Here is a 20,569-nt window from a genome sequence, read left to right on the forward strand (position 1 = left end):
TTTTTTTATTTTGTTGGAATAATTTCTTCAATAGATACGCCATTTGGCACATATAATACCATTTTTGCAGAAATTCTTTTTACAGAACCATCTAATACATAGCAAGCACCATTCATAAAATCGCAAATACGAACTTGTTCACTTTGTTCAATTTTTTCGTAATTGATAAGCACAGCTTTAGAAGCTTTTAAAGCATCAGCAGCAATTCTTGTATCATTGAAATTAGTAGGTTCAAATACAAGTACATTCATATTTGGCTGTTTATATACTTTTAAACTAGGACGACGATTATTTTCTTCATAGTTATTAGTAGCAGATGATGTTGCTTCATCTCTTGTAGCTTCAGCTGTATTTGTGTAAATGGAAGGTCCATTTGCTACACGAGTAACATTAGGAGCTACTTTTACTGTTTGTCTTCTAGTTTCTTGTTTTTCATCAACTTTAGCTTCTATTTCTTCAACTTCTTCTGGAATTAGAAACTTAGTGATTTTTGATAAAAAATCCGCCATAATCTCACCTCAAATATCCTTTTATAACCCATAAATATATTTTATATAAAATTAAAATAAACCCATACTAGAACAATTCTCTATAAAATAAAAAAATCCTGCAAAAAACTGTAATAAATATTATTTTCATAAAATTTATTTGATTGTTTAACTAATCAAATAAATTCATAAATATGCTAAGAAGCGACACATACAAATGTCGCTTCTAACACATTATATACTATACTTAAAATTATTTTGCGTTTTTACGTAAACGTCCACGCTGAGATTTATCAAGAATAGTTTTTCTTAAACGAATGCTTTCTGGAGTAACTTCTACCATTTCATCTTTGTTGATGAATTCAAGAGCCTGTTCAAGACTTAAAAGACGAGGTGGAGTTAAGCGAATAGCTTCATCAGAAGAAGAAGAACGCATATTGGAAACATTTTTCTTCTTACATGGATTTACGTCCATATCAAGTTCACGAGTATTTTCCCCAATAATCATACCTTCATAAACCATTTGGTTTGGAGAAATGAACATTACACCACGGTCTTGAAGAGTATAAATACCGTATGGAGTTGTTTCACCTTGTTCAAATGCTACTAAAGAACCACGGCTACGACCTGGAATATCACCTTTATATGGAGCATATCCACGGAATACATGGTTCATAATACCATTACCTTTTGTATTAGTTAAGAATTCAGAACGGAAACCGATAAGTCCACGTGCAGGAATAGTGAATTCAAGACGTAAATAACCTTTTAATTCAGTCATATTGGAAAGTTCTGCTTTACGAGTACCAAGGGATTCCATAACTGTACCCATGAATTCTTGAGGTACTTCAATAGTTAAGTTTTCAATTGGTTCACAAAGTTGACCATTGATTTCTTTATAAATAACTTCTGGTTTACCAATCTGAAGTTCGTATCCTTCACGACGCATTGTTTCAATGAGAATAGAAAGATGTAATTCGCCACGACCAGAAACTTTAAATGTATCTGGGCTATCTGTTTCTTCAACACATAAGCTTACATTTGTTTCAGTTTCTTTATATAAACGGTCGCGTAAATGACGAGATGTTACAAACTGACCTTCACGACCAGCAAATGGGCTAGTATTAACACCAAAAGTCATGGACAATGTAGGTTCATCAATATTAATGCTAGGTAAAGCTTCTGGATTTTCAGCATCAGCAACAGTATGACCAATACTTGCACTAGGAAGACCAGTAATTGCTACGATTTCACCAAGTTCAGCTTCGCTAACTTCCATACGTTTTAAACCTTGGTAAACATATACTTTACCGATACGTTCTTTAGTTTCGCCATCACCACTGATAACTACTACATTTTGACCTTCTTTGATTTTACCACGCATGATACGACCAATAGCTACACGACCAACATATTCGTCAGAATCAAGTGTAGTTACCATCATTTGAAGAGGACCTTCTACATCACCCTGTGGAGCTGGAATTTCTTTAATAAGTAAATCCATTAATGGTTCTAAGCTATCGCTTTCATCATCAAGGTCAAGTTTAGCAATACCATCACGAGCAATTGCGTATACAACAGGGAAATCAAGCTGATCATCATCAGCACCAAGTTCCATGAAAAGTTCCAAAACTTCGTCATAAACGTCATCAATACGCTGGTCAGGACGGTCAATTTTGTTGATAACAACGATAGGTTTTAAACCTTGTTCTAAAGCTTTACGTAAAACATATTTAGTCTGAGGCATAGGACCTTCAGAAGCGTCAACTAATAATAAAACGCCATCAACCATGTTGAGTACACGTTCAACTTCGCCACCGAAATCAGCATGGCCTGGTGTATCAACGATGTTGATTTTTATATCTTTATACATTACAGCTGTATTTTTAGACAAAATGGTAATACCGCGTTCACGTTCAATAGCATTAGAGTCCATTACTCTTTCTGCTACCTGTTCGTTAGCACGGAAAATATGGCTTTGTTTAAGCATTGCGTCAACAAGAGTTGTTTTACCGTGGTCAACGTGAGCTATGATAGCGACATTTCTCAATTTGTTATTAGTATACAAAAAAATTCCTCCCAATGTATTAATGAATATATTATGTTTACATCATATAAAAGATAAAATATCTCTTTACTAGTGTAGTATATCAATATCTTTATGTCAAATTAAAATACTAAAATAGCTAAAAATTTTTCTTTAGACTCAAGGTCTTTCCAAAGAGATTTTTCCTAATTTTCCTGCTCTAAAATCCTTAAGCACAGCAATAGCAGTTTTTTCAGTATCTACAATACCGCCTTTTTGTAAAAATCCACGTTTTTTGCCTACCAAAGTAAATAATTCTTCACTAGTTTGTGGAATTTCATCTATTTTATAGCGTTCTTTTATATTTTTAGCATAATCATCTTTTAAACGCCATAATAAGATTTCAGCAGCACGTTCAATATCATAAACTTCATCACTGATAGCTCCAGTAAAAGCTAAATTCAATCCCACTTCAGGATCTTCAAATTTTGGCCATAAAATACCTGGAGTATCCAATAAATCAAGATTATTTTTTATTTTAATCCACTGTTTTGCACGTGTAACACCAGGTTTATCAGCAGTTTTCAATGAAGCACTGCCAGATAATCTATTTATTAAAGAAGATTTCCCTACATTTGGAATACCTACAATCATTACACGAGCATTACGAGGTTTTACACCTTTATTAGCGAATTTAGCAGTTTTTACCTTTGCCAATTCATCTGCTACAGTTACTAATTGACGAATACCTTTACCATCTAAAGAATTGATTTTCACCACAGATTTACCCATAGATGTGAAATATTCTTCCCATTTATTATTGATATTATTATCTGCTAAATCAATTTTATTCAAAGCGATTAAATGCGGTTTTTTACCAATTAAATCTTTTAAAATTGGATTTGCACTGCTGTTAGGAATACGAGCATCACGAAGCTCAATGACCACATCAACTAATTTTAAATTTTCCACAATAATGCGTTTAGCTTTTGCCATATGCCCAGGGAACCAATTTAATTGAGCAAGTGTTCCTAAATCATCATATTGCATATTTTCTTCCATTAAATAAACTCCTCCTTATATTAATATTCAAATATCTATAACACAAAATTCAAATTCCAACAAAAAAGGCACTATCTTGTGTCAACTACAAGACAGTGTCTTATAAAAAGTATTATATACCAATATATATACAAAATCAAAATTTTTTTATTTTACACCTATAGCATTTATTTTATCTGGCTCTACTACAATAGTTTTTTCTATGCCATCTTGAACAATTACAAAAGTTGCAGGTTCAGATGAAAATATATCGACTAATTGTCCCATATTAAAATCTTCAAAATTATCGACTACACTTTTACCATTGATGCTAATTAAACAATCACCTGTTTTCATACCAGCTTTTGCTGCTGGAGAATTTTCTGCTACATTTATAATAACTCCATTATCTTTAATTTCACGACTAGAAGCTATTCCATAAACGTAACTATCAAAAAATACACGTTTCACAGAATTTAATACTGCCTTTAATTCTTTGACATTATCATATTCTTCAACTTCATTAGTGCCATTAGCATAAATTCTTTCATATTTACTAGAAAGTGTCATTTCTACATTATTGCCTTTTTGTACCAATTCACAAATAATATCTTTTTTATCACGATACATAAATTTATTATTTTTATCTACAGTATCCACAACATTAAACAATACAATTGTATTATCATCTTTTTCTACTAAATTAGTTTTTGCCGAAAATATACTTATAGCTTTGACTATACCATGTTTCACTTGCTCGATATTTGTGTTTTCAAATTCTTGATTAATACTACTAGCAAAACAATTAGCGGTAATTACCATTAACAGCATGAATAAAACTAAAATCTTTTTCATTAAAACCCTCTCCTTAAAACTTTCAAATTTTAATCTTCAAAAGTTTTAGCAACTGTTTTTAGATAATCAACAATTGTCAAATGTTGCGGACAATGACCTTCACAACTTCTACATTCAATACAATCAGAAGCTTTCGCATGAGTTTTTATCATATCTTGATATTTTTTCTTACTGCCAGACGCCATGCCAAAACGTTTTTCATTATTATATAACTCAAAAATCTCTGGTATTTGAATTTGCATTGGACAATTTTCTTTACAATAATTACAAGCTGTACAAGCAATAGCTGTTGTATCATTGATGATTTTTGCCACTTTAAAAGTTGTTTCAATTTCTTCTTTAGTAAGCGGTTTAAAATCTTCCATATAGCTCAAATTATCTTCCAATTGTTCCCACGTTGACATGCCAGAAAGCACCATAAATACATCATCTAAGCTACTAGCAAAACGAATTGCCCATGAAGCCACTGACATTTTTTCATCTTGAGCTTTCAATAAATCTATACCAGCCTGCGGAATATTTACCAATTTACCGCCTTTTATAGGTTCCATAACAATCACAGGTTTATGATATTTTTGGCATACTTCATAACATTTGCGAGATTGCACGCTATCGCTTTCCCAATCAAGATAATTTATCTGTAACTGTACAAATTCAATATCTTCACCAATTTCAAGTAAAATCTTTTCCAAAAATTCTGCTGTATCATGAAAAGAAAAACCTAATTTTTTAATCTTACCTTCCGCTTTCATTTGACGCAGAAAATCCATAGATTTAAATTCTTTGACCTTTGCATAATTATCAACATCTAAACAATGCAATAAATAATAATCAAAATAATCCACACCACATTTTTCTAATTGCTCATCAAAAATACGTTTATTATCTTCTATGGATTTCAACTGCATTGTAGGTAATTTATCCGCCAATAAAAAGCTTTCTCGTGGATATCTTTTAACTAAAGCTTCCTTTACAAATAACTCACTTTGATAATTATGGTACATATAAGCAGTATCAAAATACTTAAAGCCCTTTGCCATAAAAGTATCAACCATTTTACAAAATTGCTCCATATCTACCTTGTTATTTTCCATATCAAGCATAGGTAAACGCATACAGCCAAAACCAAGTTTCTTCAAATTTTCCATAATCCCACTCTCCTAAAATATATTTATTTAAATTATAATATTTTTTATAGATATTTTCTATGTTATAATCTTCCATCACTAAAATGATACTCCTATAAAAAATAATCTATAATAAATATCATATTTCTACAAAATTTATAAAATAATGGTACCTCTCATATATTTTCAAAATAACAAAAAGTCAAATCTCTAATAACAAAAGCTCTATAAAGCCTTATAAAATAAGTATAAAAAATAGTCAAAAAGTCAAAAATAATTGTTGACATTTTGACTAATTCGAGTATAATAATAACAACTTTCTACATTATAAAATAATTATCAATTTATATCATATTAATAATATGCCTTTGCTATTACTATTTTATTATATTTATTCTATCACTTATTATTTATATTTTTTTATTTTTGTTACTATTTATGGTACTTCATAATAAAAATGGTACCAAAATGGTACCTCAAAATCTATTATTACTGTTAATAAATAACTAAACTCCTTGTATATCAACTTCTTTATCAGTATAATAAAAACCATAAAAATTAATTTTATTAAATTTAACTTTAACAAATGTTGTATTTCCCTATAACAACAAAAAGCCCCTATTACTTAGAAAAGATCTAGGTAATAGGGGCTTTTAGCAATAAAAGAAAATGTTATTTAATTATAACTCTTTTATTAAATTTTATCTATAATTTTATTTACTTCTGCGATACCTTTACCATCTAGCTTATCTATTATCCCAAGATAAGCCACATTTCTAGCTACTACAGATGTGCTAGTAGTTGTAATTATTTGTTTTTGTAATTTGTCCTTAAGCTTTCGCTTTTCATCATCTAATTTAGATTTAATAAAAATCTTTGCAAATTCTTTTAATATGTTCATGCTTATTCCTCTGTTGGTGCTAATTTATTAACTACTTTTTCTACAATCCAAAGACTACCATTTATGGCTACTGGTAAGAAAATAGTATCTCTAAATTTTACCCAGCCTTTTTCATCAACCGCACTATTTTTAAGCTCTGCAACAAAAGCTGTAGCTACTTCTTTAACTGCTGGCAATGCCGTATCTTTAATCCATTTTATAGCCATATCTTTTACTTCAGTCGTAATAAAATCCTTCATATTTTCTAAAACTTCATTTTTAATTTCATCAATAGTCATATTAATAATCTCCTTATTAAAATAATTTTTCTGCGTCAGTTATACCTCTAGCGATAGCATTAGCAAATTCTTCTATTCTATACATAAGTTTATAAGCATCTTCTTGATTTGAAATAAATGCTGTTTCTACTAATACCGCAGGCATACTAGTTTCTCTTAATACACACAAATCTGGACGTTCTTTAATGCCACGGTCCACCATATTAAGAGAATTAACAATTTGTGCCTGAATACATTTAGCTAATAGTTCCGCCTTACCACCTGTACTGTAGATAAGCGTTTCTGTTCCTTTTGCACTAGCATTAACTGCACTATTGCAATGAATAGATACAAAAATATCTGCACCACTATTATTTGCAGTGGCACAGACATTAGGTTTCCCCTCTGTTTCTCCATTGAGGTTATCAGATTGAAGAATTTGACACGGATAGCCGATTACTTCCATTGTCTTTTTTAATTTTTCGCCAATAGCTAAAGCAATATCTACTTCTCTAATATTATTCGCACAAGCTCCAGGGTCTAAATCCATATCATGCCCAGGATTGATAAAAATTTTTAACATTATGCATACACTCCTTTTATTAAACTGGTCGAATTCGACTAGTTTGCTAAATTTAACTAAAAATAAACTAAATTTTAGCTTAAATCTACCAATAATCTACCGATTACCTTCCAATTAAAGCCTTTAATAGTGCGGTTTATAAACTCTAACTTTACAATTACCTTCCAATTACCTTCCAATTACTTTCTTATCATCTAACTGCATTGAATAGGTTCATTTTTTTGCCTTTATTTCTGTAAATTGAGCCAAAGTATCTTTTAATTTTTTAGGAACTGGCAAACCACAATTGCTAGCATTTTCTAAAATACTTAAGCCTTCATTTCCAATAAAAAAGAGCAAGACAACATTTTTTATCAATGTGTCCTGCCCAATTAATACATCCATCTGATGTGCTAATATTACCAAGCAAAGAATAACCATTTTCTTGATAATACCTTTGAAACCTTTCCTACTATCTAAGTAAACATTAGACATTATATATGCAGCACTTAGACCTGTAATATAATCAATAATCATAAAAATTAACAATATTTCTATCTGATTGTTCCATTGCCCTATAAAGTGCTGCAATAAAACTCCCACAAAGGCAACACCTCCTCCAACATACGTTTCTAATTTAGTAGGAATTAACGAACTAACAAAATTTATAATTTGCTCATACATAAGCTTCTCCTTTAAACTCCTAATAAAAGGAGTGATTTATTTGAATAATAAAAGATTAAAATTACCTAATGGTTTTGGTAGTATTACCAAAAAAAGTGGTCGACGTAGACGTCCCTATGAAATAAGAAAATTCATTGATGGACGTCAAAAAGTTATAGGTTATGAAACAACCTATGAAAGTGCGTTAGCTTTTTTATGTGAATATAATAAAAATCCCTTACTTTTTTCTCCATCTGAAATTACTTTTGATGAACTATTCTGCTTGGTAAAAGCTTATTTATATCCACGTATTAAAGAACGTACACAATCTAGCTATAATTGTGCATATAAACATCTAAATCGTTTATATGATAAACAGTTTGCTAAAATTCGTATTGGTGATTTACAATCTGCAATACGTGATATACATGATAATGGTGCTGGATATAGTACACAAAAGAAAGCTAGACAAGTTCTACATCACATGTATACCTACGCAGTGAAGTATGAGATAATTCCACCAGAAAAAGATATTAGTCGGTATATTGATATAGACAAAGATAAAAAAGTCTATAAAAAAACCATATTCAATACCCGACAGATTTATAAACTTTTCCGAGCCACCGATGAACACCGATATGCCAAAATGATACTAATGCACATGATGTTAGGTACTCGTCCTAGTGAATTTTTAGCAATAGAAAAAACTGATGTAAAGCTTAGACAACGTTACCTAATAATAAGAGAAAGTAAGACAGAAGCTGGCAGAAATAGAATTATTCCATTGCATAAACAAACATTACCTTTTTGGATAGAATTTTTAGCAGAAAACAATAAATATATTGCTACAGATAATAACGGCATACATCTCAATTATAGCCGTTTTCGTACTCGCTTCGATAAAACCCTTATAGAGTTAAAAATAAAGCGCCATACACCACATGAATGCAGACACACACTTGCGAGCTTATTAAATAACGCAGACGCTAATCCAACCGCAATAAAAAGAATACTAGGACACGCCAGCAGTAATATAACAGAAAAACACTATACACATAAGGACCTGCACCAACTAAAAAAAGCAATGGATTTAATAGTGTTTAAATATTAAAATTTGGCACTAATACGGCGTTAATATTAATCTATATAAATTGCTATGTTCCTTTATTTTCTAAGGTGGAACACGGCACAAATACGGTAATATAATTTTTTGCATAATAAAAGCACCCTCTAAGCCTTATTTTTACTAGCTTCTTGGGTGCTTTTTGCTTTTTCTGCTAACTCTTTCTTTTCTGTTTCTATAAGTTCTTTTCGTTTGTAATCTGGACACTTTGAATTAGTACAAAAGCCTTCTGTATCAAGTTTTCTTCCGCAAAATGTACAAAATTTAAGCATTTGTCAATTCCTCCAATTTTTTTGCATATTCATCTAATATATTTTGTCGTTCCTGCTGTAGTTCAGTAACATACTCAGTATCGCCGTTATTTTTTGCAATCTGAATTGCTTCATCAATCGCTTTAACGTTGGCTTCATACTCCGATTTAAGCACATTTGCTCTCTCCTCTAATGTAATTACCCTAGCAGGCGCAGAAATCGGCTTACCGGTCTCGCTGTCGCGAATATATCCAGTGCCGTTGTCGCCGTCACCCATATTGCCGGTGTAATAGTTCCAATCTTCATCGGATATTTCAATATAGCCTTCGGATTTCAACTTTTCTTCGCCGCCCCAGTCGTTAGCTAATGCCTGCGGAACGGCGGCAATCTTTTGGCCCTCTTCATCAAATTTCATTAAATACATAAAATCAGCCTTTCTTCTATAAATCTTCATTTTTTACATCAGATATATTTATAAACTCATTTTTTCAACTCCTTTAAACAATGGGGAAGTGCCAATGGAACAGATGGTTCTAACCCTCCGTGGTATAACTTCCCTATTTCTTTTCCTGATATATGTTATCAAGTAGTTACAAACCGCAAAGATAATGGTTGGGGAGCGGTAGATGGAAACTCAGCTGGAGCTTGTGATTGGAATAAAACTCAAGTTAGAATATATTCCAATGATGGCACTGTTCCAGTAAATTATATTGCAATAGGTAAATAAAATAATATTTTATATTAAATACCTAACGCTAACCATAAACCATCATTATTAGTACCACAAAGAATTTGGAAACTTTTTACACTTAAACTATATACTCTATCTGAACCTTGTCCACCTCCAATAGGAGTTACTATACAACAAAAAGCTTGCTTGGTAAAAGCTATAGGAAAAGTTACAAACTGAGTATCATGTCCTTTTCCCCATTGTTACTTGCCTATAGCAATGTAATGAGTAATACATGAGTGCCGTTTTTGAGCGTTAAAATAATTTAAATTGCTGACATTGTTTATGGTATTATCATTATTATCGAAACTATAACTTCCACATACAGCGATTTTGTAAAAAGAAGTAAATGTTACAGGAAAATAATTTTTTCCGTTGTTCCATTCTCCCCATTGTCAATTATGTGAACAATGGAGGATTTAATCAGATTATTTACAGAAATATTACTAAAATAACCTTGCCAATAACTTTTGTTAATCCGTTTATAGCATTAGCAACTCCTTACAATGATGATAAAGATGTATCAGGAAATTATCTAGCAGGCTTTGCTATTAGAAATTTAACAAATACAGATTTTAAGATAAATCAGGCTGATGTTGGATTATATGCTAGTTGGATAGCTATAGGATATTAAATACCCAATGCTATATAACATACAGAGACTCCATATAGATATGAAAAACTATTTAAAGCTTTAGTATTTATATGGTAACCACAATTAGCACTTTCATCAGTATTAATACCAGAAGCTACTATGATTGAAAAATTATTAAAACTTATTGGCAATGTAATTGTTCGTCTATTAATATGACGATTATCAAATCCCCATTGTAGAATTAGACCATTACTAAATTTAACCCAACCATTTTGTGTTAAACTACCACCAACAATACCACCGAGTGTGCCGTCCGTTTTAAATTGATTAATGAGGTTTCGGACAAATGCGGTCGTAGCGATTTTAGTGCTGTTATCCGAAGTGCCTTGCGTCGGTGCGGTTGGGCTTCCTGTAAGTGCGGGGCTTGCTTTTGGTGCTAAGGTTGATAAATCAATACTGCACTGCGACAATGTGCCACCATTCATGTAAATCGGTCTATTGGCATTGCCGACAGTGCTTCCACTTGCTACCGGTGAACCTGCATTTAAATAAATAGGTTTTACGCCACTACCCACGGTTCCCGTTCCCAATTTGCTTGCTGTAGTGGCGTTGGAGATTGTTCCGCCCGTATGTGCCAAAGTCCTCCACGCACTCCATTTATCAATACTACTGTCTCTGGCATTTCTATAATACATATTAGCAGGCGTAGCATCACCGCCGCTCCATTCCGTCACAATTTGTATTGCGCCAGCTCCTCTAATAGATAGACAATTACCATAAGCACACGGGAAACCATTATTATAAACTTTACTCCATGTCATGCCAACAGGTAATGCGCTGGCAAGTGTATTTCCTGTTATGGCTTTTTCCGTAACTATATTTGCATTTGTAGCATTAGCAACGTTATTTACAGTTACACTGCTTGTACTTCCATTTCCTTTTGTAACTGTTAATGTTGCATTGCTTCCCGTAACCCCTTTTACATATGTTGTATCTATCTGTTGCCCACGGCTGTCCTGCGTGGCTTTGGTGGCACTTGCCGCGCTGGACGCAGAAGGAACTGCTTTCCATGTTCCATCTCCCGCTAAAAAGTGGCTTGCATTGCCATCTCTTTTCGGTGCAAGTCCGTTTGCACTAGTAGATACAACAGCGGTACTTGCTTTGCCATTCCATGTATTTTTTTCAGTATCCGTTACAAATCTATGCGTCGCGTCCTGAGTAATCATGGTGGCAGGATGCGAACTAGGGTGTATATAATTGTTTGCTCCTGTTGCTATGCCGTCCAGCTTTTTCTTCAACTCCGGTGTCATGTAGCCCTTTAAACTGTCCGTAACTACTCGCCAGTCCTGTTCATTTACCACGTTTTGCAGGGTATCATGCCACTGCTTAAGCAGTTTTTCATTGGATAGGAGCGCACTAAGGATTAAGTTCATGCCGGTGTACAACACTTTATCTTTTGCGATAATCTGTGGAATTTCTAAAAACCAGTCATGACCGTTTTCTAATGCTCCAGGGCGTTTATAACCGTCTATTTCTGTCGGGAACTCGAGCCCGAACTCTGTTTTTAATTCTTCAGCGTTCAAATTATCACCTCATTTAAAATTCTACTGTCCAGCGGAATACTGCGCCGCTTTCCGCGTCTATACCTTTGCTTGTCAGAAGCCTCATCTTTGCGGCGGTATGGTCTTCTTCGTCAATCAAGGCAACCTCATTAATAGCTCCCGTATAAACTCCAGCTTCGATTTCAGCTTCAAATTGTACGCTTGTTTCTACAGGATAGGTTACAGAAGTAATATCTTTGGTCAAAACAACGTTATTCAAGTTACCGTTATCAGAAGGTGGCGCCGGATTGCCCTGGTCATCCGTTTCACCGGCAATGCCAAATGCCATTTTTGCTATTTTTGCAATAGCACCTGTCGTCCCGATTGCCTGTGCAAATGCCGCTCTGTAATCGGTTGTAGTTTTTTTATTGGATTGTAAAAAAGTATCCTGATTAAATTCTGCCAGCGGCACTGCTTCGCCGTTTACTGCCAGTGTCTGTTTCGGATTAATGTTCTGTGTATTACTCATAGTCTTTCAAACGTTCCTTTCTTCATAACTCCGTTTTTATCTGTGCTGTAACAGGTGCATAGGTTTTCCATATGCGTGTTTTGCATGGTGTAGCTGCCTTCCCATGCGTGGCTGCCGTCCCAACAAAAAGAGCCGTCCCATAGGTTTTTTGCGTTCCCTGTGGTTCGGCTCTGCATAGCATTAATTTTACCTGTATTTAATGCCCTGTGTTCAATGTTTTGTTTTAAGTCTATATCTACATAATAAATACTGCCTGCTTTATGGCTTGTTAAAAGTCTGTGCTTAGATGTTATTTTATACGTTATATCTGCGCTTTGTCCTGTCTTAAAGGTCTGTGCAGAATTAACTTTAGTTAAAATGTCTATAATATGGGGCTGCCTTTCTTTGTATTTTGCATCCGGTTTTATGCCACTCCAGTCGATACTGCCGTCCCAGCACCATACGCCGTCCCAGTACGTATTTTCCGCCGTGCCCAAATTCCAGAAATTATGGTTGGCATTAATGTACTGGATAATACTTGCTCTATGGCTTGTTAAAATCTGACTTATAATCCTGATTACTATAGCAAAACCCAAATGCGCTGGTTTATATGTATTTACGGCGTCTAATAACTCCTTCCATTTTATTTCATCATCACCGCTGACACATAATTCAAACCAGTATTCAGGATTATACTGAATTATATAGCCGGATTTATTTTCACAAAATATATTTATTAAATTGTTCATGAACGTTTCAGATACGGTATTTGCACCTTGCAGTTTCAAGAGTATCTGTATACGTCTGTCTTCTATGCCGGCATTTTCTTTTACGGATATCCCAAGAACTCTTTCCCAGTCAGAAAGGCCCCATGTTGCCGTTTCAACAAAAAGCTGATTTTTTACATCCAATACAGCAAGTCTCAACTTTTCATGCTCATCATCGCTGATTAACTCTGTGTTTTTAAAGTCATCATCAATCGGCAGAAATTTCGGCAGATGCTTCAATGTTTTTACAGGTGTTCGTCTAAGTAGAAATAACATTAAAATCCACCTCATTTTCTAAAATTGGCAACTGTTCTTCAGTGAGAGGTATGTTTTTTGCCTCACCGTTTAAAGTCAGACTGTCATAGTCAATAACGCCACTGCACTCTAAAAGTGTTTTGCCGATATGAGCAACGGATACGTAACCACGATTAAAGCCTATTTCTTTAAAATACGTATCAACCTTTTCTTTGAATTCATCCTTATTTACGCTGCCGTAAATATTGGCTGCTATTTTTACATTCACGGCAGTTGCTGATACTACGGTTAAATCTGCGCCGATCGGTTTTTCTTCTTCAAGGTAGGCACGGACTTTATTTAGCAGTGTTTCATCAGCAACGTTCAGATTTGCGTCAATTATAACCACCTTGACTGTACCGTTGCCATTCCAAAGAGGAATACATCTTGCACCACCTACGCCTTCAATCTCGCGTGCCCAAAGTTCATAATTATTTTTATTGCCGCTTGTCGCTGGATTTCTGACTTTAAACAAATACCTGTCGAGTAATTCAGCATCCGTTTCTTCGTCATAACCGCCCATTGTCGGTTCGGAATTTATCACACTGTTTATACCGGGAATAGACATGGAAATAACATTTATAGTTTCAGCATCTACATTGCCGATAACTCCGGCAGTTACAGCTTCAATATTTATCTGTCCATTTTCTTTTATATCCGTATTTTCCGTAGCTACAAACTGGATACCGCTTTCTGTTGCAAAGGTAGCTCCTGCATAAACCGTGCCCGTGCCTTTTACGGTCAAAACACCTATAGCTTTGGTAGCTTCTTTACGGATAACGCCGTACTGTTTAGCCAACATGGTCAAATATTCACCGTATGAGGTATCTGCAAAGGCAACTTTATTTAATTCCTCAAGTTCAACTTCAGCTTTGGCAAACTCGATTGAGTTGCTGGCGAGTGCATCATACTGGAACGTTCCTTCAAACAGCCCAGTCTTTGCCCTTGAGCTATTTATCATTTCCTGCAATATATCTTTTTGGTCTCTTGCCTTATACATTAATCACCAGCTCCCCGTAAACCGTGGTTAAATCAATTTCACAGTTTAATTCTGTTTTTTCCCGATTTATTGTTATGGAATTTATGGATTTTATATATGGGTTTACCATTAAACATTCAATTATAGCCCTTTTAAATTCGGAAATCCTCTCACAGACAGTCATGACCTTGCCAATAAATTTCTTTAGTTCAATACCATATTGCCAGCTATATGCTGTATATCTGAAACGTTCTGTTTTCAGTGCCTTATAAATCCAGACTTTTATAGCTTCATTTCCTTCGACTAACACGTGATTACCGGCATTATCATAGATGAACTTGTCCGTGTCGAAATCCCATGCGTATTCTTTATATAGCGGTAAATCTTCTTCTGTAGCAATTGTATTTGTGCTGGTAAATGGAAATTCATCACTCAAGTTTTACCACCTCTTCATTTATAATATAGAGCTGACCTTCTGCGCCTTCGCACGGCAGGATACTGACCCAGTCGCCGACTTTCAGCGTATCGGTGTAGATAAAATTTTCAGTATAGTCATTATCTATACTGTGATTATGACTTTCATATGAACTGTCGCCGCTACCGCCTGATTTATTCTGTGTTGCGGAAACTAAATGTCCTCGTGCCGTTCGTTCATAGCCTACAAGAAGCCGTTTTGAAATATACGCATTTTCCTTTGTAAGCTCAATATTATTTGCTTTAATAATAAAATTGGGCGGCGGCTCGACTACGATACCGATAAAAGCACTGCGCGGAACGTGAGACTGTGCAACGCCGTGCATAATATTTACAATTTCCTCAACACTTGCTTCTGCACTGGGGATTTGTTCCATTTATATCACCTACTTTTTCGTTTTTTCTTGTGGGGCTTTTTCCTCGTTCATCATATTTTCAAATTCAAGTTCAATTTTCATCATGTGGTTGCCGTTTTGAAATGTGTGTACATCAGATTTAACCCAGAATTTACCGGCGTTTAAACTGTCTCTTATTTCTATAGAATAAGAGGATTTAACTCGATAGTCGCCGATGAGCGTAAGAGAGCCGCTTCTGTCCGGTCCTTTGAGCATTGCCTCGACTTCCTTGTTAGTATCCTTGTTTGGGTCGGTTTTGTAAACGTCCTGTATCATAGAGTATTTACCAATCCATTCATCATTACGCTTATATCCCGTCATATTGCCCTGCTGGTCGGTAATCATTATCTGATTTATCATGTTTTCAATGCTTTCCTTATAGGTGCTCTCTGTCATATTGCTACGGCTGTCGGCAACATAATTTTCGATTAACGTACCTTTTAAGATGATATCAAGCTGGTCGTTGTTCATAATCGGGTGATATTTTTCACCTGTTTTTTTACTTGCCTCCGTATAAGCCATCATAATTATTTGATATCCTGTTTTACGGTCCGCAATAAAACTTACAGGAATACCTGTTTTTACTAAATTACCAACTTTTATACCCAGTTCCTTACATATTACTGTTGTAATATCTTCAGCTGTTATATTCACAAATTTTTTAGTTATTTTAGATTTACTTAAAATAAATAAATTATCAAAAGTAGTAATTCGTACATTGGAATTTTGTCTATTTTTCTCTACATCAAAAACATTACCTCGAAAGACAATATTGTTTTCTTCGTCATATCCAAAAATAGTTTCTCCATTATTTATTGTTAACACTGGAATATTAGGGTCTCTGTCATCTTGTACATAATCAAATACTAATTTTCTTGCCACCTGAAGTCGTGAACCGCTCCATGTAACTTTTTTCACTAATGTAGAAATATCCTTACCTTTATAAAATATTTTCATTTTAGATTCTTCCTCAAATTTAATTTTGTTACATTGTTTATAGCTAAATTTTTTAAGTCATTAGACTGCACAATATTTCGCCAATGACTGTAATCACCATAGACTTTTTTTGAAGCATCTAAAATATCATCAGCTTTATCTACCCAACTTTCTGGATTTTCAGGCTCATCAGTTCGTTTTTTCAAGCCTGTGGTTTCGTCTATTTGTTTTTCATTATTAGCACTTGGTGTATTAAGCTCTTTATATTCAATAAAAGATAATTTGTAATAAATATCCCTTGTGCCGTCCTGTTCACGGTAGGTGAATTCCCGAAGCCCCATCATCAAATTTACGGGGCTGTCGGTTATTATTACCCTTATCGGCTTTTTAGCTTCTTTCCACTTTGTGAGTAGTTCCACGCATTCAATCGGATTTTTAACATCTCCCACGATAAACGGATAATCATGTTTCGGATGCGGGAAAAAGCCGGAAAAACTAAGCCGTTTAAGTTTTGCATTGCCAAATAGCATAGCTTCACCGAAATCAAGGATATCTATTGTTTCATTATTTTGTGCTGTTTTTATTTCGTAACTGCGGGGAGTAACAGGAATAGTGAATTTTTCATTGTCTGAACTTAATATTATTTGCCGTTTGGCAGCAGTTTCATTCCCTAATGCCAAAGATAATAAATTTACTACGCTGTAGGCTTTATTCATAAAACTGTCAAGGCTCATTAATATGCACCTCCAAAGTTTGCATTAACTTGCCGCATAAGAGACATCAGTCTATAAGCGATTTCATCGATATCCTGCTCATTACGAACAATAAAAGTATTGCCGGTAATTGTTACATTGCCGCCGCTAACATTAGATGTATTTTCGGCAAATTCATGCTGAATAATACGTTCCGTTGTCTGTGCCGGATATATGCGACTGCCGGTCGGAAGGTCAACAATTTCGCCGCCGCGTTCATTTATCTCGGTAAGACCGCCTGTCCAGTTCATTGTACCTGTAGCATTATGACCAATACCGCCATCAACAAAACTGAGTACGCTTTGAACAGGAGACGGTGCAGAATTTTTAAGTTCAATATATTTTTGTCTAATCGGTCCAAAAACATTTGCTTCAAACCAGTTGACTACACCTGCCCATGCACTTTGTATAGTGGCAATTGCACTATTTATGCCGGTGGCAATTCCTGCACCTGCACTTTGCGCCAAACTCTGTAGCGGATTATATATATTGCCGGTGAACCAGCTTACGGCTTCACTCCACTTGCTTTGAATACTTTCCCATGCATTTGCGGCAGACTGCCAAATGCTGTTCCACATTTCTATATTTGCCTGTGTCTGTATTTGTGCATTTTGTACCTGCATCTGCCCTGCCGTATTAGTTGTATCGGTAATACCGTTCCAGATTTCCGTTGCAAAGTCTTTAAGCCCTGAAAACGCCTGTTTTTGCCCTTCAACCTGTATTTGATTACTTTCAAGTTGCATTTGTCCGGCAATGTTAACATTGTCAGTGATTTCACCCCAAATACCGGAAACAAAATCTCGAAAACCTGAATACATTTGTTGCTGGCTGCTCATTTGCGCCTGAGCGAATTGCAGTTGAGCCTGTCCGCTTTGTTCTGCAATATTATTAAATGAAGTACTTACTCCGTCATACTGCATTTGCGATATATTCATATTTGTTGCAGCTGACATGTTTTGAGCTTGTCCCCATGAACTGTCATTGATGCGTTTTATAATATTGTTATCCGCAGAAAAATCGAAAAGTCTTGAAATACTGTCGGCAAATTGACTGACTAAAATACTGCCGCCAATACCACCGATAGCACCGCCGATAATTGCACCGGCTCCCGTACCGATACCAGGGAGAACGGAACCGATTGCAGCACCTGTTGCTCCGCCAAGTTTTGCACCTGCCCAGCCGCCTGCAAGACCTCCGCCGGCTCGTGCAACGGCAGCGCCTTTTTCTCCCTCGTCGGCACTGTATATATCATACGCGGCAAAAGGAACGGTAAGGGCAATATTGGCTTTATTTATACCACCGCCATAATTCCAGCCTGTTTTTATTGCATCTTTTGTATTACTCCAGATAGTAGGTTTTGCAGGCGGGGTTTTCGGTTTATCCGTAGGCGGCGCACTGGGCTCATTTGGTATTGTCGGCGGCGTTTCACCCGGTTGATTTTTGCCGTTTACGTAAACATTTTGGGCATTTAGAATAACATCTTTTACAGTCTGTCCAGGGAGATTTGTCGGCAGATTATTAGGTACTGAACCCGGCAAATCTTTAGGAATACCTTTGGCAATATCAATCAGATTTTTAACACTTTGTACGGATTTAGCAACGATATTATAAAATTTCTTTGCTCCGGCAATAAGTCCGATAAACAAACCTGCACCGGCGGCAACTGAACCCATGCCGTCCATCTGTATCATCTTTGAAAATGCGTCTCTGAATGGTTTTGTTACAAGGTCGAATGTTCCCCAGAATGTAAAACCGTTTTCAAATAATTTGTTAGCATCTAAAACAAGTTCAGTGATTTCCTTAACAAGACTTCTTAGCCCGCCTGTTGCTGAGCCTTCCATAAGTGTATCTTGAAAATTCTCCCACGCGCCGCCGAGCTGTTCAATATCACCTTTCAAATTATCCAGCATTGTTTCAGATTGTTCTTTAGCTGTAACTTTCGTCATTTCATCATACATATCCTTAACGGACTTACTTGTAAATTCACCGAGAACCTGCGCTGCACGAATACCGTCAGAACCAAAAGCGTCTTTATAAAGTGAATTTAATTCCTGCTCTGTAAGTCCCTGCGTACTTTCGTGCAGAATATCTGCTATTTCACCTAAAGAACGAAGTTGACCTTTTTCATTATAAAACTGATTTTTGCCATCTTTTAATAAACCCAGCTTTTCAAATGCTGCTACTGCCGGTTTTGTTGCAGGTTCAATCTGCTGTAACATGGATTTTAAACTTGTACCGGCATCTGAGCCTTTAAGCCCACGGGAAGCCATAAGCGCAAGAGCTGTATTTACCTCATCAAAATCCATGCCGGCTTTTTTGGCTACGATACCGACAGCGGAAAGGGAATACTTCATTTCATGAACGCTCGTTGCGGAAGCATTCGCCGCACCGGCTAAAATATTTGTGGCATGAGTTGCGTCCTTAACGCCGAATGTATTCATTGCTGTACTCATTATCTCCGCCGCTTCCGGCAGTGCCAAATCACCGGCCGTGGCCAAGTTTAAAGCCGCCTCACTAGCATCGCCCAATACATCTTTTAAAGAAATACCGGCTTTTATAAGCTCAGTCATTCCCTGTGCTACTTCCTTATTGCCAAATGCCGTAGCCTGCCCGAGTTCTTTTGCACGTGCTCTTACCTGTGCCATAACATCATCGCGGCTCATACCGTCTAAACCTTCTTTTGGCGTAAGTGATTTAATAGCAGATAACTGAGCATCAAAATCCATACTTGTTTTTATGGTATCGTACACACCATAACCGATACCGGCGGCACCTGCCATTTGTATACTTGTCGGCATAAGCATTCCGTTTGTGAACTCATTTAAAGTATTACCCATAGAATTCATCGGGTTGGTATTAGCTTTTACATTCAGTATAGCCGTATATGTTTTGCCCATAATACCGGATAATTCCGATTTAACCTTTAAAATGGTGTCTGTAGCACTGTCTTTAGCGTGAATGCCTACAGAATAAGACTTGCCTGCGATACTGCTAAGTCCTGATTTTATGGAACTTAAGGGTGATGTTACCATATCCCGGACAGATACGGATACAGAGCTGTTTTTTATTCCTCCAAGTGCCGTTTTAGCTTTGTCGGCGTTTTGTGCTAATTCTTTTAAACCTTCACCGGCTCTTGCCGAAGATTTAACAATACCATCTGTAGTTTTAGAGGTAGCCTGTGCCTGACTTTGTAAATCTTTCAGTGCTTTTTTCGACTTAACTATAGTCGCTGTCATGTTGTCTTTTGCTTCCAGCCGTGCTGTAAGTCTTGCATCATCAGCCATTTAACTACCTCCTAACTAGC

General features: G+C 35.6%; 23 protein-coding genes and 1 pseudogene. 3 read left to right on the forward strand and 21 right to left on the reverse strand.

The genetic code is table 11. The features are described 5' to 3' along the window. Positions 1–5 precede the first annotated feature (5 nt). The 9 genes from GXM21_RS07265 to GXM21_RS07305 all read right to left on the reverse strand — a co-directional run bounded on the left by GXM21_RS07265 (position 6) and on the right by GXM21_RS07305 (position 7,941). Positions 6–509, reverse strand: a complete 504-nt coding sequence (locus GXM21_RS07265; RefSeq protein ID WP_008537673.1) for a cell division protein SepF — start codon at positions 507–509, stop codon at positions 6–8. A gap of 232 nt (positions 510–741) precedes the next feature. After that, entirely contained in the window at positions 742–2,556 is a 1,815-nt protein-coding gene (gene typA / locus GXM21_RS07270; RefSeq protein ID WP_008537672.1) for a translational GTPase TypA, read from the reverse strand. Positions 2,557–2,694: 138 nt separating this feature from the next. Beyond that, positions 2,695–3,576 carry a ribosome biogenesis GTPase YlqF gene (gene ylqF / locus GXM21_RS07275; protein WP_008537671.1) on the reverse strand — a complete coding sequence of 294 codons (882 nt, stop codon included), beginning with the start codon at positions 3,574–3,576 and terminating at the stop codon, positions 2,695–2,697. A 147-nt stretch (positions 3,577–3,723) separates the two neighbouring features. Beyond that, entirely contained in the window at positions 3,724–4,410 is a 687-nt protein-coding gene (locus GXM21_RS07280) for a PDZ domain-containing protein (RefSeq protein ID WP_008537670.1), read from the reverse strand. 29 nt (positions 4,411–4,439) lie between these two features. Continuing rightward, positions 4,440–5,558 (reverse strand): aldo/keto reductase, encoded by a 1,119-nt coding sequence (locus GXM21_RS07285; RefSeq protein ID WP_008537669.1) that lies wholly within the window; start codon positions 5,556–5,558, stop codon positions 4,440–4,442. Positions 5,559–6,231: 673 nt separating this feature from the next. Beyond that, complete coding sequence (locus GXM21_RS07290; protein WP_008537975.1) at positions 6,232–6,438, reverse strand: hypothetical protein; 207 nt, start codon at positions 6,436–6,438, stop codon at positions 6,232–6,234. A 2-nt stretch (positions 6,439–6,440) separates the two neighbouring features. Then, positions 6,441–6,716, reverse strand: a complete 276-nt coding sequence (locus GXM21_RS07295; protein WP_008537976.1) for a hypothetical protein — start codon at positions 6,714–6,716, stop codon at positions 6,441–6,443. 16 nt (positions 6,717–6,732) lie between these two features. Beyond that, a complete protein-coding gene (locus tag GXM21_RS07300; RefSeq protein ID WP_163604692.1) occupies positions 6,733–7,278 on the reverse strand; it encodes an N-acetylmuramoyl-L-alanine amidase family protein in 546 nt (181 codons plus the stop codon). A 213-nt stretch (positions 7,279–7,491) separates the two neighbouring features. Beyond that, the gene (locus GXM21_RS07305; protein WP_163604693.1) at positions 7,492–7,941 is read right to left on the reverse strand and encodes a phage holin family protein; all 450 of its coding nucleotides are present in this window, start codon (positions 7,939–7,941) and stop codon (positions 7,492–7,494) included. 40 nt (positions 7,942–7,981) lie between these two features. On the opposite strand from GXM21_RS07305, the gene GXM21_RS07310 reads away from it, so the two are divergent. After that, positions 7,982–9,031, forward strand: a complete 1,050-nt coding sequence (locus tag GXM21_RS07310; RefSeq protein WP_008537667.1) for a tyrosine-type recombinase/integrase — start codon at positions 7,982–7,984, stop codon at positions 9,029–9,031. Positions 9,032–9,150: 119 nt separating this feature from the next. Here the strand turns inward: GXM21_RS07310 and GXM21_RS12850 are convergent, their stop codons facing one another. Together GXM21_RS12850 and GXM21_RS07315 are read right to left on the reverse strand one after the other, a co-directional pair. After that, positions 9,151–9,315 (reverse strand): hypothetical protein, encoded by a 165-nt coding sequence (locus GXM21_RS12850; RefSeq protein WP_008537666.1) that lies wholly within the window; start codon positions 9,313–9,315, stop codon positions 9,151–9,153. Beyond that, positions 9,308–9,718, reverse strand: coding sequence for a hypothetical protein (locus GXM21_RS07315; RefSeq protein ID WP_008537665.1), 411 nt, complete (start codon positions 9,716–9,718; stop codon positions 9,308–9,310). The genes GXM21_RS12850 and GXM21_RS07315 overlap by 8 nt, the downstream gene beginning before the upstream one ends. A 90-nt stretch (positions 9,719–9,808) precedes the next feature. On the opposite strand from GXM21_RS07315, the pseudogene GXM21_RS13220 reads away from it, so the two are divergent. Next, a pseudogene (locus tag GXM21_RS13220) lies at positions 9,809–10,021 on the forward strand (gp53-like domain-containing protein); the annotation flags it as partial. A 14-nt stretch (positions 10,022–10,035) separates the two neighbouring features. Here the strand turns inward: GXM21_RS13220 and GXM21_RS13225 are convergent. Then, positions 10,036–10,185: a hypothetical protein gene (locus GXM21_RS13225; protein WP_421648073.1), complete on the reverse strand. Its 150-nt coding sequence runs from the start codon at positions 10,183–10,185 to the stop codon at positions 10,036–10,038. Positions 10,186–10,373: 188 nt separating this feature from the next. On the opposite strand from GXM21_RS13225, the gene GXM21_RS07320 reads away from it, so the two are divergent. After that, entirely contained in the window at positions 10,374–10,658 is a 285-nt protein-coding gene (locus GXM21_RS07320) for a gp53-like domain-containing protein (RefSeq protein WP_039881526.1), read from the forward strand. On the opposite strand, the gene GXM21_RS07325 is transcribed toward GXM21_RS07320, so the two are convergent. Genes GXM21_RS07325 through GXM21_RS07365 form a run of 9 tightly spaced genes read right to left on the reverse strand, consistent with a single transcriptional unit; the run spans position 10,655 to position 20,549 of the window. Further along, positions 10,655–12,202, reverse strand: a complete 1,548-nt coding sequence (locus tag GXM21_RS07325) for a gp53-like domain-containing protein (protein ID WP_163604694.1) — start codon at positions 12,200–12,202, stop codon at positions 10,655–10,657. The genes GXM21_RS07320 and GXM21_RS07325 overlap by 4 nt on opposite strands. Before the next feature lie 13 nt (positions 12,203–12,215). Further along, positions 12,216–12,689 (reverse strand): hypothetical protein, encoded by a 474-nt coding sequence (locus GXM21_RS07330; protein ID WP_008537663.1) that lies wholly within the window; start codon positions 12,687–12,689, stop codon positions 12,216–12,218. Next, positions 12,686–13,711, reverse strand: a complete 1,026-nt coding sequence (locus GXM21_RS07335) for a putative phage tail protein (protein ID WP_163604695.1) — start codon at positions 13,709–13,711, stop codon at positions 12,686–12,688. The genes GXM21_RS07330 and GXM21_RS07335 overlap by 4 nt, the downstream gene beginning before the upstream one ends. Next, complete coding sequence (locus GXM21_RS07340; RefSeq protein WP_008537661.1) at positions 13,695–14,729, reverse strand: baseplate J/gp47 family protein; 1,035 nt, start codon at positions 14,727–14,729, stop codon at positions 13,695–13,697. Before GXM21_RS07340 ends, GXM21_RS07335 begins: the two co-directional genes overlap by 17 nt. Next, entirely contained in the window at positions 14,722–15,144 is a 423-nt protein-coding gene (locus GXM21_RS07345) for a DUF2634 domain-containing protein (protein WP_008537660.1), read from the reverse strand. The genes GXM21_RS07340 and GXM21_RS07345 overlap by 8 nt, the downstream gene beginning before the upstream one ends. Continuing rightward, positions 15,137–15,559, reverse strand: a complete 423-nt coding sequence (locus GXM21_RS07350) for a DUF2577 family protein (RefSeq protein WP_008537658.1) — start codon at positions 15,557–15,559, stop codon at positions 15,137–15,139. The genes GXM21_RS07345 and GXM21_RS07350 overlap by 8 nt, the downstream gene beginning before the upstream one ends. Before the next feature lie 9 nt (positions 15,560–15,568). After that, positions 15,569–16,534 (reverse strand): XkdQ/YqbQ family protein, encoded by a 966-nt coding sequence (locus GXM21_RS07355; protein WP_211373390.1) that lies wholly within the window; start codon positions 16,532–16,534, stop codon positions 15,569–15,571. Next, positions 16,531–17,247, reverse strand: a complete 717-nt coding sequence (locus GXM21_RS07360; protein WP_008537654.1) for a hypothetical protein — start codon at positions 17,245–17,247, stop codon at positions 16,531–16,533. The genes GXM21_RS07355 and GXM21_RS07360 overlap by 4 nt, the downstream gene beginning before the upstream one ends. After that, positions 17,247–20,549 (reverse strand): phage tail tape measure protein, encoded by a 3,303-nt coding sequence (locus GXM21_RS07365; protein ID WP_008537653.1) that lies wholly within the window; start codon positions 20,547–20,549, stop codon positions 17,247–17,249. The genes GXM21_RS07360 and GXM21_RS07365 overlap by 1 nt, the downstream gene beginning before the upstream one ends. Positions 20,550–20,569: the final 20 nt, after the last annotated feature.

Origin of the sequence: Megamonas funiformis (genome assembly GCF_010669225.1) — a bacterium.
In the GTDB taxonomy this organism is placed as follows: Bacteria; Bacillota; Negativicutes; order Selenomonadales; family Selenomonadaceae; genus Megamonas; species Megamonas funiformis.

Coding starts and splice junctions, on each gene's coding strand:
- GXM21_RS07360 (WP_008537654.1), bottom strand. CDS start 17,247: ATGAGCCTTGACAGTTTTATGAATAAAGCCTACAGCGTAGTAAATTTA.
- GXM21_RS07320 (WP_039881526.1), top strand. CDS start 10,374: ATGTTACAGGAAAATAATTTTTTCCGTTGTTCCATTCTCCCCATTGTC.
- GXM21_RS07295 (WP_008537976.1), bottom strand. CDS start 6,716: ATGACTATTGATGAAATTAAAAATGAAGTTTTAGAAAATATGAAGGAT.
- GXM21_RS07280 (WP_008537670.1), bottom strand. CDS start 4,410: ATGAAAAAGATTTTAGTTTTATTCATGCTGTTAATGGTAATTACCGCT.
- GXM21_RS07340 (WP_008537661.1), bottom strand. CDS start 14,729: ATGTATAAGGCAAGAGACCAAAAAGATATATTGCAGGAAATGATAAAT.
- GXM21_RS07335 (WP_163604695.1), bottom strand. CDS start 13,711: ATGTTATTTCTACTTAGACGAACACCTGTAAAAACATTGAAGCATCTG.
- GXM21_RS07285 (WP_008537669.1), bottom strand. CDS start 5,558: ATGGAAAATTTGAAGAAACTTGGTTTTGGCTGTATGCGTTTACCTATG.
- GXM21_RS07290 (WP_008537975.1), bottom strand. CDS start 6,438: ATGAACATATTAAAAGAATTTGCAAAGATTTTTATTAAATCTAAATTA.
- GXM21_RS07300 (WP_163604692.1), bottom strand. CDS start 7,278: ATGTTAAAAATTTTTATCAATCCTGGGCATGATATGGATTTAGACCCT.
- GXM21_RS07315 (WP_008537665.1), bottom strand. CDS start 9,718: ATGTATTTAATGAAATTTGATGAAGAGGGCCAAAAGATTGCCGCCGTT.
- GXM21_RS07355 (WP_211373390.1), bottom strand. CDS start 16,534: ATGAAAATATTTTATAAAGGTAAGGATATTTCTACATTAGTGAAAAAA.
- GXM21_RS07365 (WP_008537653.1), bottom strand. CDS start 20,549: ATGGCTGATGATGCAAGACTTACAGCACGGCTGGAAGCAAAAGACAAC.
- GXM21_RS12850 (WP_008537666.1), bottom strand. CDS start 9,315: ATGCTTAAATTTTGTACATTTTGCGGAAGAAAACTTGATACAGAAGGC.
- GXM21_RS07350 (WP_008537658.1), bottom strand. CDS start 15,559: ATGGAACAAATCCCCAGTGCAGAAGCAAGTGTTGAGGAAATTGTAAAT.
- GXM21_RS07265 (WP_008537673.1), bottom strand. CDS start 509: ATGGCGGATTTTTTATCAAAAATCACTAAGTTTCTAATTCCAGAAGAA.
- GXM21_RS07330 (WP_008537663.1), bottom strand. CDS start 12,689: ATGAGTAATACACAGAACATTAATCCGAAACAGACACTGGCAGTAAAC.
- ylqF (WP_008537671.1), bottom strand. CDS start 3,576: ATGGAAGAAAATATGCAATATGATGATTTAGGAACACTTGCTCAATTA.
- GXM21_RS07305 (WP_163604693.1), bottom strand. CDS start 7,941: ATGTATGAGCAAATTATAAATTTTGTTAGTTCGTTAATTCCTACTAAA.